The organism is Arthrobacter sp. 2762 (genome assembly GCF_040548745.1).
Lineage (GTDB): Bacteria > Actinomycetota > Actinomycetes > Actinomycetales > Micrococcaceae > Arthrobacter.
In genome coordinates this window covers 117,184-129,882 of sequence record NZ_JBEPSI010000003.1, presented here as the reverse complement: position 1 = coordinate 129,882, position 12,699 = coordinate 117,184, and the positions used below count along the sequence as shown (strand labels likewise).

The 12,699-nt window shown below is 61.3% G+C and carries 13 protein-coding genes; 3 read left to right on the top strand and 10 right to left on the bottom strand.

Annotated elements, in window-relative coordinates; genetic code table 11:
• Positions 1–104: 104 nt before the first annotated feature.
• From yajC to pdxT, 6 genes are all read right to left on the bottom strand, one after another.
• Positions 105–485 (bottom strand): preprotein translocase subunit YajC, encoded by a 381-nt coding sequence (gene yajC, locus ABIE18_RS07225; protein ID WP_431120238.1) that lies wholly within the window; start codon positions 483–485, stop codon positions 105–107.
• Positions 486–672: 187 nt separating this feature from the next.
• Positions 673–1,749: a Holliday junction branch migration DNA helicase RuvB gene (gene ruvB, locus ABIE18_RS07220; protein WP_431115397.1), complete on the bottom strand. Its 1,077-nt coding sequence runs from the start codon at positions 1,747–1,749 to the stop codon at positions 673–675.
• The gene (gene ruvA, locus ABIE18_RS07215) at positions 1,742–2,386 is read right to left on the bottom strand and encodes a Holliday junction branch migration protein RuvA (RefSeq protein WP_499722006.1); all 645 of its coding nucleotides are present in this window, start codon (positions 2,384–2,386) and stop codon (positions 1,742–1,744) included. Before ruvA ends, ruvB begins: the two co-directional genes overlap by 8 nt.
• 103 nt (positions 2,387–2,489) lie before the next feature.
• Positions 2,490–3,068 carry a crossover junction endodeoxyribonuclease RuvC gene (gene ruvC / locus ABIE18_RS07210; RefSeq protein WP_431115399.1) on the bottom strand — a complete coding sequence of 193 codons (579 nt, stop codon included), beginning with the start codon at positions 3,066–3,068 and terminating at the stop codon, positions 2,490–2,492.
• 45 nt (positions 3,069–3,113) lie between these two features.
• Positions 3,114–3,869, bottom strand: a complete 756-nt coding sequence (locus ABIE18_RS07205; protein ID WP_216925538.1) for a YebC/PmpR family DNA-binding transcriptional regulator — start codon at positions 3,867–3,869, stop codon at positions 3,114–3,116.
• 3 nt (positions 3,870–3,872) lie between these two features.
• Positions 3,873–4,574 (bottom strand): pyridoxal 5'-phosphate synthase glutaminase subunit PdxT, encoded by a 702-nt coding sequence (gene pdxT, locus ABIE18_RS07200; protein ID WP_499722004.1) that lies wholly within the window; start codon positions 4,572–4,574, stop codon positions 3,873–3,875.
• Between the two features lie 113 nt (positions 4,575–4,687).
• Here pdxT and ABIE18_RS07195 point away from each other — a divergent pair, with 113 nt between their 5' ends.
• Together ABIE18_RS07195 and ABIE18_RS07190 are read left to right on the top strand one after the other, a co-directional pair.
• The gene (locus tag ABIE18_RS07195) at positions 4,688–6,019 is read left to right on the top strand and encodes a Mur ligase family protein (protein ID WP_499722003.1); all 1,332 of its coding nucleotides are present in this window, start codon (positions 4,688–4,690) and stop codon (positions 6,017–6,019) included.
• Positions 6,016–6,756 (top strand): type 1 glutamine amidotransferase, encoded by a 741-nt coding sequence (locus ABIE18_RS07190; RefSeq protein ID WP_499722002.1) that lies wholly within the window; start codon positions 6,016–6,018, stop codon positions 6,754–6,756. The genes ABIE18_RS07195 and ABIE18_RS07190 overlap by 4 nt, the downstream gene beginning before the upstream one ends.
• Positions 6,757–6,782: 26 nt before the next feature.
• On the opposite strand, the gene ABIE18_RS07185 is transcribed toward ABIE18_RS07190, so the two are convergent.
• Entirely contained in the window at positions 6,783–8,042 is a 1,260-nt protein-coding gene (locus ABIE18_RS07185; protein ID WP_499722001.1) for a CapA family protein, read from the bottom strand.
• A gap of 83 nt (positions 8,043–8,125) precedes the next feature.
• Between ABIE18_RS07185 and ABIE18_RS07180 the strand changes: the two genes are divergently transcribed.
• The gene (locus tag ABIE18_RS07180) at positions 8,126–10,138 is read left to right on the top strand and encodes a M3 family metallopeptidase (protein ID WP_499722000.1); all 2,013 of its coding nucleotides are present in this window, start codon (positions 8,126–8,128) and stop codon (positions 10,136–10,138) included.
• 198 nt (positions 10,139–10,336) lie between these two features.
• Here ABIE18_RS07180 and pdxS read toward each other — a convergent pair whose 3' ends face one another.
• The 3 genes from pdxS to ABIE18_RS07165 all read right to left on the bottom strand — a co-directional run bounded on the left by pdxS (position 10,337) and on the right by ABIE18_RS07165 (position 12,688).
• On the bottom strand, positions 10,337–11,263 hold the full coding sequence (pdxS, locus tag ABIE18_RS07175; protein WP_499721999.1) for a pyridoxal 5'-phosphate synthase lyase subunit PdxS: 927 nt from the start codon (positions 11,261–11,263) through the stop codon (positions 10,337–10,339).
• A 230-nt stretch (positions 11,264–11,493) separates the two neighbouring features.
• A complete protein-coding gene (gene pgsA / locus ABIE18_RS07170) occupies positions 11,494–12,105 on the bottom strand; it encodes a phosphatidylinositol phosphate synthase (RefSeq protein ID WP_309929787.1) in 612 nt (203 codons plus the stop codon).
• A complete protein-coding gene (locus ABIE18_RS07165) occupies positions 12,095–12,688 on the bottom strand; it encodes an HIT family protein (RefSeq protein ID WP_224090593.1) in 594 nt (197 codons plus the stop codon). The genes pgsA and ABIE18_RS07165 overlap by 11 nt, the downstream gene beginning before the upstream one ends.
• Positions 12,689–12,699: the final 11 nt, after the last annotated feature.

The following is a 12,699-nucleotide window of genomic DNA, read 5'->3' as shown; positions in this document are numbered from 1 at the left end:
CCTTTTATCGCCGGACAGCCGCCGGCGGACGCTGATAAGCGTCAGCCGGCGGCTTTCCGCTGCCGTAGAAGTGTCCTTGCGCGGTGTTGCCGCGACTGACGGTGCTAGTTGTCCTTCTTGTCCTCTTTGTTGAGGCGCGCGATGGTTTCGTCCGGCGTCTCAGTCGCAGCCGGGGTCTCATCGGCAACGGTCAGCGAAGAAGCGTCGTCCGGAACAACAGGGGCTTCCTCTTCAGCCTTTTCGACCACCTTGGTGACGGCCTGGCGGTGAACCGTAGCTTCGTTTCCGGGAGACAGCTCGATAACGACCTTGTTCTCAGCTTCATCGATGGACACGATGCGTCCGAAAAGACCGAAGCTGGTCATGACATCGACGCCCGGAGCGAACTTGGACTGCATCGCAGCCTGCTGCTGCTGGGTCTTCTTGTTGCGGCGGAACATCATGAAGACAAAGAGTCCAAGCATGACGAACAGCAATATGGTCATTGGATCCACAGGGAAGTTCCGTTCTTTACTTACGTTTTTGGTTCACGGCAACGTCCCCGGCAGATCCTGCGGCCGCGGGACTAAACCCGCATAGCAACGCGCTTCACCGCGAAGCGGGCGCGTGGATCAAGGACTCGAACGTGCCGAGCGTCATACCAGTCTAGTGGGAAAAGCTGAATACAGCGTGTTAACCGATGGTATCTACGCTTTCAGCGTGGTTTTCATCCTCGTCAAACAAGGCAAGGGTCTCCTGGCCGAATACGCCCGCCGGCACAGCATAACCAAGGTGTGTCCATGCTGGTGCCATGGCGATGCGGCCACGAGGTGTCCGCCCAAGCAGTCCTTCGCGCACCAAGAACGGCTCAGCCACGGTCTCCACCGTTTCGGGTTCCTCACCCACAGCAATGGCCAAAGTGGACAAGCCAACAGGGCCACCATTGAACTTGGTAATGAGGGCTTCGAGAACGGACCGGTCCAGCCTGTCCAAGCCACGCTCGTCTACTTCGTACATATCCAAGGCAGCTGACGCCGACCGGGCGTCGATTTGCTCAATGCCATGAACGAGCGCCCAGTCACGAACACGGCGCAGGAGTCGGTTGGCTATACGTGGTGTTCCCCGGGAGCGTCCGGCGATCTCGGTGAAACCTGCAGAGTTTACCTTCAGGTCCAGAAGCCCGGCGGAACGGCGGAGGACAAGTTCGAGTTCGGCCACCGAATAGAATTCAAGGTGCCCGGTGAAACCGAATCGGTCCCTCAAAGGGCCGGGAAGAAGTCCTGCGCGGGTGGTGGCACCTACCAGGGTGAAAGGCGGGAGCTCCAGAGGAATTGCAGTTGCGCCTGCTCCCTTGCCCACCACGATGTCCACGCGGAAGTCCTCCATGGCCATGTACAGCATTTCTTCTGCGGGCCTGGACATGCGGTGGATTTCGTCAAGAAACAGGACCTCGCCCTCCGAGAGCGAGGAAAGGATGGCTGCGAGATCCCCGGCGTGCTGGATGGCCGGTCCGCTGCTGATACGCAGCGGCGCATTCATCTCCGCTGCAATGATCATGGCAAGTGTGGTCTTACCGAGTCCAGGAGGTCCGGACATCAACACGTGGTCGGCGCTGCGGCCACGCATCTTCGAGGCTTCAAGCACCAAGGCAAGTTGCTTGCGGACCCGATGCTGTCCTACGAAGTCGTGCAGGTTCTTGGGGCGGAGAGCAGCCTCAATGACCCGCTCTTCCGGTTCCTCTCCCCCGCTGACGAGTGACTGCTCAGCCACGGCTGCCTACGCGGTTGCCGGCGCGTGCACCGTCTTGGCCAAGCCAGCGCAGCGTAGCCCGAAGTATTTGGGCCACGTTTCCTGCGTCTACGAGTTCCGGCGAGTCGGCCATGGCTTTGTCGATGCTGCCGTTGGCGTCTTTCTCGGACCATCCCAAGCTGGTCATGGCCGCGACTACCTGTGGCTTCCATTCCGCGTTCGGGGCTGCCGCGGGAGCAGTACCGGCACCGGTGCCGTGCGGGACCAACTTCCCGGCCAGCTCAAGGACAATACGGCCAGCCACCTTGGGGCCGATGCCCGGCACCTTGGTGAATGCCTTGCTGTCACCAGTGTGAGCCGCCACCCGAATGGCTTCCGGTTCGTGCACCGCAAGTACGGCCAGAGCCAGCCGTGGCCCCACGCCGCTCACGCTCAACAGGACATCGAAAACCTCGCGTTCATCATCATCGGCGAAGCCGAACAACGTGAGGGAATCCTCACGGACGATCATGGAGGTGAAGAGCTTGGCCTCGGCCCCTACTTTTAGGTGGCTTAAGGTCTGCGGTGTAGCAAAAACGCTCATTCCCGCACCGTTGAGGTCAATCACGGCGGTCGACAAGCCAACGTGGGCAACTGTTCCACGGAGAAAACTGATCAAGACCCGGCTCCTGAGGTACTGCCTGCTGTACTGCCATGAATCCATGGCAGCAAACGGACTATCCGAACATATCTACGAATACCCTAGCAAGGGGTACCGGCAATCACCGCCCGCGGCGCGCTTTCGCTTCCGCTTCCGCCCAGGCTCGCTGAGCCGGGGTGAGGGAATCCGTGCCCGAACTCCCGCTGATTCCGCCCATGCCGCTGCCTGCCCGCCAAGCATGCGTCAGGGCAAGGGCAAGCGCGTCTGCGGCGTCGGCGGGCTTGGGCGGGGCATCGAGCCGCAGGATTTTGGTCACCAATTTGGTGACCGCATCCTTGTTGGCAGTACCGCTTCCGGTAACGGCCGCCTTGACTTCAGAAGGCGTGTGCAGGGCGACGGGAATGCCGCGACGCGCGGCCGCTGCGATGACAACGCCCGAGGCTTGGGCCACGCCCATCACAGTGCTGACGTTCATCTGCGAAAAAACGCGCTCGACGGCGACGACGTCCGGCTCGTGCAGGTCCAGCCATTCGTCGATTGCCTGTGCAATCACCAAAAGCCGCTTGTCCAACGTCAACTCGGCCGAAGTCCCCACCACTCCAACCGCCACCATGGTGGCCCGGCGGTTCCGCTCGATATCCACTACACCGATGCCGCAACGGGTGAGGCCCGGATCGACTCCCAATACACGAAGAGTCAAGTCCGGGCCTCCCTGTTTGTTGTCAAAATAAAGGTGCTGCCCTGCCTAGTCGGCGTCGAGGGCAGCCTGCACTTCCTCGCTGAAGTCGGCGTTGCTGTAGACGTTCTGGACGTCATCCAGGTCTTCGAGGGCGTCCACGAGTTTCATGAATTTCCGGGCACCATCAATATCCAGGTCCACCTGCATGGAGGGCACGAATTCCGCTTCATCGGATTCGTACTCGATGCCGGCATCCTTCAAGGCGTCACGGATGGCCTGCAGATCGGAGGGCTCGGAATGCACTTCCCAGTTCTCGCCGCTGTCCTTGACTTCCTCTGCGCCGGCGTCCAGGACGGCCATCAGGATGTCATCCTCGCTCAGCCCATTCTTTGGCAGCACCACGACGCCCTTGCGGGTGAACAGGTAACTGACCGAGCCGGGATCTGCAATGGTGCCACCGTTGCGGGAAATCGCGAGTCGTACCTCGGAAGCCGCACGGTTCTTGTTGTCGGTCAAGCACTCGATCAACAACGCCGAGCCCTGGGGGCCACGGGCTTCGTACATGATTTCGGTGTAATCGACCACTTCGCCCGTGAGGCCGGCACCACGCTTGATGGCGCGGTCGATGTTGTCGTTGGGAACCGAGGTCTTCTTCGCCTTGGTAACCGCGAGTTCCAGGCCTGGGTTGCCGGCGAGGTCCGGGCCGCCCATGCGCGCAGCAACTTCGATGTTCTTGATCAGCTTTGCGAACGACTTTGCACGCCTGCTATCAATGATGGCTTTCTTGTGCTTGGTAGTCGCCCATTTGGAGTGGCCTGACATGCTTTACGCTTCTCCTCTGATCATTCGAATAAAGAGTTCATGCACACGCTTCTCACCTGTGACTTCCGGATGGAAAGAGGTGGCCAACAGCTGGCCGGAGCGCACTGCAACAATTCTAGCCAATCCGTGCAAAGTGGCGGTGTGGCTGGCATGCTCCGGATCAACCTGTGCCAGGACCTGGACTCCCGGGCCAACCCGTTCCACCCAAGGTCCACGGATGAAGACCGCGTGCACCGGATCCACGCCGGACTCCCCCGCGCTGAACTCGAGTCCTTTGAAATCGAGGTCGGTTTCAAAGGACTCCCGCTGCCGCCCGAAGGCATTGCGGCGCACCGTGATGTCCAGTCCACCGAAGGTCTGCTGGGGGTTTCCATCCAGATCAGTAGCGGGATCGGCAATCTCATCGGCAAGGAGAATCATGCCGGCACAAGAGCCGTACACCGGGAGGCCTTCGGCGATGCGCTTCCGCAGCGGGTCCGCGAGTTCAAAGATCCTTGAAAGTTTGTCGATCGTGGTGGATTCCCCACCGGGGATGATAAGGCCGTCAACGTCATCCAGCTCAGCGGGGCGACGGATGCCCACACCCGTGGCGCCTGCGGCTTCCACTGCGTGGATGTGCTCGCGGAAGTCGCCTTGGAGGGCCAGTACGCCGATCCGGAGTCCTGCACCCACGCGTGATGAAGCGTCGGAAAGGGGGTTGGTCATTAGACCATCATAGTGGCCTGGCCCGGAATCTCCTCCCGGAGGACAAGCGGGAGTGCCAGCAGGAGGAGCCTCCACGCCAAGTTCCATGCCTTAACTGGGATATATTACAGAGCATGTTTTCCTTCAGCGTTCCCCTCGGCAAGCTGGTCCGCACACTGTCCCGGCTCCGGGGTGGCGGCTCTGCTTTCCCCGGCCTGGTGGTCGAAAAAATCGATCCCGGTTTCATGCAGAGAACGCTGTCCAGCCTTCCCCACGGCGTGGCAGTTGTCAGCGGCACGAACGGAAAAACGACGACCACCAAAATGGTGGTCGAGCTGCTGGAAAGCCAGGGCCTGAAAGTCTTCACCAACCGCACAGGCAGTAACTTCACCCGGGGCGTGGCCGCCTCCCTCCTCGGCGATGTTGACTGGCGTGGCCGGCTCGACGCCGACGTCGCCATCCTCGAACTCGACGAAGCACATGCCGTGCACTTCGTGAACAAGGTGCCCCCGCGTTTCAGCCTCTTGCTCAACGTCCTTCGCGATCAGCTTGACCGGTTCGGCGAGATTGACAAGACCGCCCGCTTGCTCGAACACATCGCCCGGAAAACCACGGATACCGTGGTGCTGAACCGTGAAGACCCCCGGGTGGCACGCATCGCCAACACCCTCAATGCTCCGGGGGCCCTCCACCATCCCAGCGTCCGCTACTTCGGCCTCGATGAATCGCTGCGCAGCACATTTCCCAACGACGACGACATGCGGACCACCACCACGGGACCCTCGTCCCCGAACACGCCGGCACCCGGCACCGCGGGTGAGGTACCCGACGGCCCTGCTGCCGACGTCGTACTCCGTCGCGTGGGTGCCCAGGACGCTGACTTTGAGTTCGACGGCGAAACAGTCACCACGAGCATGAAGCTGCGCGGTGTCTACAACATCTTCAACGCGGCGGCCGCGCTCTCCCTGGCCAGGGCGATCCTGGGCACGGGAGCGGTCGACACTCCCAAACTGGTCAAAGCACTCGGTGATGTGGCTCCTGCTTTCGGGCGCGGGGAAAGCCTCACCGTGGATGGCCAGCCGTTGGAACTTGTGCTCGTTAAGAATCCCAGTGGCTTCCGGCTCGGCCTGAAGTCCTTCCCTGCCGGTGGATACGCCACCATGATCGCCATTAATGACAACTATGCAGATGGCAGGGATATGTCCTGGCTCTGGGACGTTGACTTCGAATCACTCAGGGAAGATGGCGTCGAGGTCCTTACCGGCGTCCGCGCCTACGATATGGCCCTGCGCTTGCAATACGACGAAGTCCGCTTCGGTACCGTCGAAACTGACATAACCGCGGCCCTGCATGCATTTATCGATGGCTCGCGAGGCAAACCCAAGCGGATTTTCTGCACGTACACCGCCATGCTCGCGATCCGTCGCGAACTGGCCAAAATCACCATAGTTGAGGTGGTCTCATGACCTCGGAAGCACAGCCCGCCAAAGGAACCATCCGCGTCCTCCAGCTGTACCCGCGGGACATGAATATTTACGGTGACTGGGGCAATGCCCTGGTCCTCCAGAAGCGAATCAAGTGGCATGGCTACACGCCGGAGCTGCTTGAATACAACGTAGGCGACGACTTTCCCGAGGACATTGACATCATCGTGGGCGGCGGCGGGCAGGACAGCGGCCAGTTGGTTATTCAGGATGATCTTCAGGCGCGCGCCGATCATTTGCGGGAGCTCGCGGACGAGGGCGCACCAATGCTGGTCATTTGTGGTCTCTACCAGCTCTTCGGAAAGTTCTTCAAGACCAGCGCAGGCCCTGTCATTCCCGGGATCAGTATCCTCGATGTCGAAACACACGGCACGGATGAGCGGCTGATCGGCAATGTCACGCTCAAGTCCTCCGAATTCGGAGACGTCCTGGGCTACGAGAACCACAGTGGACAGACCACCCTCGGCCCGGGCGTCCAGCCTCTGGGGACAGTCACCAAGGGTGCAGGGAACAACAGCAAGGACGGCCACGAGGGAGCCCGCTACCGCAACGTGGTGGCCAGCTACCTGCACGGTTCGCTGCTGCCCAAGAACCCGGCGATCGCCGACTTCCTGATCCGGACGGCCGTGGAACGGAAATATGGCACTTTCGTGCCTGGAACGCCCGACGACGACTACGCCCGCCTCGCGCGGGAGCATGCTGCCCGCCGCCCACGCTAGCCGTGTGGTTCAACTACCTGCCGCCCTTACTTCTCCTTGGTAATGAGCAACTCGTGGGCGCCGGCAGTTGCTGCGCCCATCGACTCGACCACGGCTTTGGTGCGCTGATGGGTCTCTGCATCGGCAGCCGGCGAAGCGCAGACTCCCTGGGGTGCATCGCTGGCCACCGAGCACCAGCGGTAGGGATCCCGGACAATCACCGACGGCGCCCATGCGAGATCCGAGGCTGTCCAAACGCCGGCCGCGTCCTGGCTGAACTGCGCACGGACCAGCAGTCCTTCATTGTTGACCACATACCAGGGCGACAATTCCGTCACGCCATTACCCAGTCCATAGACAATCCAGGTGCCCTTGTAGTTTTCAATCGGCAGCACCGAGTGCGTGTGGTGTCCATAAACCATGGTGAATTGACCACTGTCCACCAAGGCGTGCGCGACTTCCTGTTGCTGGGCATTGGCCTCGCTGGCGTACTCATCACCGGCGTGCATAACTCCGAGCACGATGTCGGCCCCGAGCGCACGGGCCTTGGTGGCTTTCGCAATCATGACCGTGGGATCAAGCTCGTCCACAAGCCACGGGTACTCCGGAATCTGACCGTTGTGGCCGTAGGTGCCAACGATGACTGCTACCGTTGCGGCGTCTGTCTTCAACATCAGGATTTCCTGTGATGCAGCTTCAGTCCGGTAGGAACCTGTGTGCTTGAGCCCGGCAGCATCCAGCGCATCCAATGTCCGGAGCAGCCCTTCCGTCCCCCGGTCTATGGTGTGGTTGCTGGCTGTAGTGCAGGCTTGGTATCCAACATCCTTGGATGCGGTAACGATCTGTGGCGGGACATTGAAGGATGGGTACGCGGAGAACGGACCGTCCGGGGTGGCAACAGGGGTCTCCTGATGGCAAATAGCGAGATCGCTGTTCCGGATATAGCGCCGCTGGCCTTCAAGGAGCGGTATGAAGGTGTAACCAGGCTGCCCTGCCGCGGCGGCGTCGGCCCGGGCCTGCTGCCACAACTGTGTGTGGATCAGCATGTCGCCCGTGACTGTGATGGAAGTACAACGCAGTTCGGGACAAGCAGGCCCCTTGCCCGGGGTTGGCGCAGGAGTCGGCGTTGGGGCGGACGCAGGAGACGCGGGGGCAGTAGCGGCGCTGCTTTGCTCCCTGGAGTCCTTCTCTGCAATTACTCCGCAGGCGCTCAAGGAGAACGCAAATACTGAGGCCGCCAGCAGGGCGCCCGTTCGCCGTGAACGCCTGTGGTCCCCGCGACGTCCGTAAGATGTGATGTTCCCCATAACGGCAATCCTACGGCGCAAGACGCGCGGCATTCTGGCGAGCCGCCCTTGAGGACACGATTCCTAAGTGAAAGAGTCCCTTCATGACCAATGCGCTTTTGAGTCCCAGCCCACTGCCGTTCGGCCTCCCACCTTTTGAAGCAATCACCACAGAGGACTTCGCCGAAGCCCTCGACGCGGGACTGGACGAACACCTCCACGAGATCCAGCAGATTGCGGTGAACCCAATACCAGCGACTTTTGAGAACACGGCTGTGGCCATGGAAAAGTCCGGGCGGTTGCTGGACCGGGCCGCGGCGGCGTTCTTTACGGTTGTATCAGCCGACGCATCGGACGCGATCAGGGAGTTGGAGACCGCCTTCGCGCCCAGGTTTGCCGCGCATCAAGACGCCGTCTACATGAACCGCGGCTTGTATGAACGCTTCAATGCCATAGACACCGCCAGACTGGATGACGAGTCTGCGCGCTTGGTCCAGGAATACCTCAAAGAGTTTCGGCAGTCCGGCATTCAACTTGACGACGACGGCCAGGCGCGCCTTCGGGAAATCAACGCAGAACTCTCACGTCAGGGCACCGAATTCGGCCAGCGGGTCAAGGAGGCGATGAAGGCTGCCGCTATTCTCCTCGACGACGAAGCGGACCTGGCTGGCATGTCCCCTGAAGATGTCGCTGGTGCCGCCGAGGCCGCCAAGGCCGCCGGGCACGATGGCCAGTTCCTCCTGACGCTCATCCAGCCAAGCAACCAACCCGCCCTCGCCTCGCTCGAAAACCGGGACATTCGGCGTCGCCTGTTTGAAGCGTCCCTCGCTCGCGGCACGGACGGCGGAAGCCTGGATGTCCGTGATCTGGTGACGACAACGGTTCGCTTACGCGCGGAAAAAGCCAGCCTGCTGGGCTTTCAAAACTTCGCGGAACTCGTGGTGGACCAGCAAACAGCCCCGGACTTCAAGGCCGTTCAGGCAATGTTGGGCCGGTTGGCACCTGCAGCGGTCCGCAACGCCCAAGCCGAAGCCCTCGCTTTGGCCGAGTCCGCCGGCCACCCACTGGAGCCTTGGGACTGGGCATACTATTCCGCGCAGGTCCGGCGGGAAAAGTACCAAGTGGATGAACAGGCCATCAGGCCCTACTTCAGCCTCGAAACGGTCTTGGCCAACGGCGTTTTCTTCGCAGCGACCCAACTCTATGGCATCACGTTCCATGAGAGGCCGGATCTGGCCGGGTACCACGAGGACGTCCGGGTATGGGAGGTCAGAAACGAGGACGGCAGCGCTCTGGGTCTCTTCCTTGGGGATTATTACACGCGGGAATCCAAGCGCGGAGGAGCCTGGATGAACTCGCTCGTGGAACAGTCCCGACTCCTCGGCACGCAAGCTGTAGTGATCAACAACCTCAACATCACCAAGCCGGCGCCGGGCGAACCCGCTCTTCTGTCCCTGGACGAGGTCCGGACCGTCTTCCACGAATTCGGGCACGCGCTCCACGGCCTGTTCTCCGATGTGGAGTATCCCCGGTTCTCCGGAACGTCCGTACCCCGGGACTTCGTGGAGTACCCGTCCCAGGTCAACGAAATGTGGATCATGTGGCCCGAGGTATTGGCTAATTATGCACGCCACCATGCCACGGGAGAACTGCTCCCGCAGGACATCGTGGACAGAATCAACGAATCCCTGCTGTGGGGTGAGGGATTCGCCACCATCGAATACCTCGGAGCAGCATTGCTGGATGTGGCGTGTCACGTGATGACAGAGTCCGAAGTTCCGGACGACGTCCTTGCCTTTGAAGCCAAAGCGCTGGCCGACGCCGGCATCGACCACCCGCTGATTCCGCCGCGCTACCGTACCGGCTACTTCCAGCACATCTTTGCCGGCGCCGGGTATGCGGCCGGCTATTACTCCTACATCTGGAGCGAAGTCCTGGATGCGGACACCGTTGAGTGGTTTAAGGAAAACGGCGGCCTAACCCGCGCAAACGGCGAACGGTTCCGTTCCGAGCTACTCGCCCGTGGAAACAGCCGGGATCCGTTGGAATCCTTCCGCTCGTTCCGTGGGCGCGATGCTGAGCTCGAACCCCTCCTGAAACGCCGAGGCCTCAACTAAACACAACGACGCCGGACGCTCACCTCAAAAGGCGACCGTCCGGCGTCGTTCATAACCTCAAGCACCTCAAGCCGAGGGCAGTGACGATCCGGCAGTGTGCGTAAAAGGGGCCCCGCGCCCTGAGCAGCTACTTAGCTGCCAACGGGGCGCGGGGAATAGCACGCAGAGGATTGCCGCTGTCCGAGACTTAAGTGCGGCCTACCAGCCGCGCTCTGCGAGGCGGTGGGGCTGCGGGATTTCGTCGACGTTGATGCCGACCATGGCTTCGCCCAGGCCGCGGGAGACCTTGGCGATGACGTCGGGGTCGTCATAGAACGTGGTTGCCTTCACGACGGCGGCAGCGCGCTCTGCGGGGTTGCCGGACTTGAAGATGCCCGAGCCAACGAACACACCATCGGCGCCGAGCTGCATCATCATAGCAGCGTCAGCAGGGGTAGCAATGCCACCGGCAGTGAACAGCACCACCGGGAGCTTGCCCGTGGCGGCTACTTCCTTGACCAGCTCGTACGGGGCCTGCAGTTCCTTGGCCGCAACATACAGCTCGTCTTCGGGAAGTGCGGCGAGCTTGGCGATCTCGGAACGGATCTTGCGCATGTGGCCGGTGGCGTTGGAAACATCACCGGTGCCGGCTTCGCCCTTGGAACGGATCATCGCCGCGCCCTCGTTGATGCGACGCAGGGCCTCACCGAGGTTGGTGGCGCCACAGACGAAGGGAACGGTGAAGTTCCACTTGTCGATGTGGTTGACGTAGTCGGCCGGGGTCAGGACCTCGGACTCGTCGATGTAGTCCACGCCGAGGGACTGCAGGACCTGGGCTTCGACGAAGTGGCCGATGCGGGCCTTGGCCATGACCGGGATGGACACGGCGGCGATGATCTGATCGATCATGTCGGGATCGGACATGCGGGACACGCCGCCCTGGGCGCGGATGTCGGCGGGTACGCGCTCGAGTGCCATGACGGCGACGGCACCGGCGTCTTCGGCGATGCGGGCCTGCTCGACGTTGACGACGTCCATGATGACGCCGCCCTTGAGCATCTCCGCCATGCCCCGCTTAACGCGGCTGCTGCCCGTGACGCTGTTCGCGGACGAACCGGCTTCGTTGCTTACATCTGGTGTAGACACAAAAACCCCTATGGGTAGATAAACGACCTTTTCGCCGGTGGCTCGCGCAGCCACACGACCGCAATCAGCGCACACCGGATTTTCAGGTCAAGGTGACCAAGTACTAGTAATACTAGTCGCACGTTGCCCGGTGGCTGTACATTCATTACCGCATTCGGGGGCCAAGAAGAGGGCGACCATAGGACACCTGCACAACTGCCGCTGCCGGGCTCTGGTCACATGCCAGTTTCCTAGGCTTCGGCCATCGCTTGCTTGCGGACAGTCGCCATTCTTTGCACGATCGTGACCACACTGGCGAGGGCGAGGAGGATCAGGGTGGCGAAGAGCACCACTGCCGGAAGTCCCAGCCCTGTGAGCCCAGTGATGAGAAGCACCGAAGCTAAACGCTCTGCACGCTCGGCAATGCCAACGCTGGCTTGATAGCCCAGTGATTCAGCCTTTGCCCGCGCATAGGAAACCACCATGCCCAGTACCAGGCAAACGACGGCGGCAGTCCCAATAGCCGGGTCCTCACCTTTGGTGAAGAACCAGATGGTCAGCCCTGCAAAGATGGCGCCGTCCGCCAAACGGTCCAAGGTGGAATCGAGGAAGTTTCCCCAGCCGCCGCTTCGGCCTTGCAAGCGCGCCATAATGCCATCCACGACGTCCGAGAACGCGAAGAATGCCACCACCACTGAACCCCACCACAGATATCCCAGCGGATACAGAACCAGTCCGCCGAGAATGACTCCTGCTGTACCAGCCACGGTCACTGCGTCAGGAGACACGCCAATCTTGAGGAGCCAACGCGCCAAGGGTGTGAAAAGGGAAGTAAAGAAACCACGCGCATGCCTATTGAGCATTCGACTCCCCCGGCCAGGCTTCGGCCACCAGTTTGCGGACCTCGTCGAGTGTCTGCGTAATGGCCTTGGTCTGGGCGATGATGGGGAAGAAGTTTCCGTCCCCACCCCAGCGCGGCACAACGTGCTGGTGCAGGTGCGCTGCGATTCCTGCTCCACCGGTGACACCCTGGTTCATGCCCAGGTTGAAGCCGCTGGGGTTGGAAACCTTCCGCAGCACTCGCATGGCTGTCTGGGTGAGCTCGGAGAATTCCGCCGTTTCTTCCACCGTGATGTCCGTGTAGTCCGGAACATGACGGTAGGGGCAGATCAGCAAGTGGCCCGGGTTGTAAGGGAAAAGGTTGAGCACCACATAGCAGGTCCTGCCACGATAGACGATGAGGGACTCCTCATCGCTACGGGTGGGTCCCACACAGAACGGGCAGTCGTCCTTGTTCTTGAACTGGTCCTGTCCGCCTTTGATGTAGGCCATGCGGTGGGGAGTCCACAGGCGCTGAAAAGCGTCCGGAACACCTGCCAAGCCGAAGTCATCGGTTACTTCGGCGTCGCCCGGAAGGTCAGCTGCCGCGCCTGTGTTCTCCTGCACCGTCTATCGTC

Coding starts and splice junctions, on each gene's coding strand:
- ABIE18_RS07195 (WP_499722003.1), top strand. CDS start 4,688: ATGTTTTCCTTCAGCGTTCCCCTCGGCAAGCTGGTCCGCACACTGTCC.
- ABIE18_RS07185 (WP_499722001.1), bottom strand. CDS start 8,042: ATGGGGAACATCACATCTTACGGACGTCGCGGGGACCACAGGCGTTCA.
- yajC (WP_431120238.1), bottom strand. CDS start 485: ATGACCATATTGCTGTTCGTCATGCTTGGACTCTTTGTCTTCATGATG.
- pgsA (WP_309929787.1), bottom strand. CDS start 12,105: ATGCTCAATAGGCATGCGCGTGGTTTCTTTACTTCCCTTTTCACACCC.
- ABIE18_RS07190 (WP_499722002.1), top strand. CDS start 6,016: ATGACCTCGGAAGCACAGCCCGCCAAAGGAACCATCCGCGTCCTCCAG.
- pdxT (WP_499722004.1), bottom strand. CDS start 4,574: ATGACCAACCCCCTTTCCGACGCTTCATCACGCGTGGGTGCAGGACTC.
- ABIE18_RS07180 (WP_499722000.1), top strand. CDS start 8,126: ATGACCAATGCGCTTTTGAGTCCCAGCCCACTGCCGTTCGGCCTCCCA.
- ABIE18_RS07205 (WP_216925538.1), bottom strand. CDS start 3,869: ATGTCAGGCCACTCCAAATGGGCGACTACCAAGCACAAGAAAGCCATC.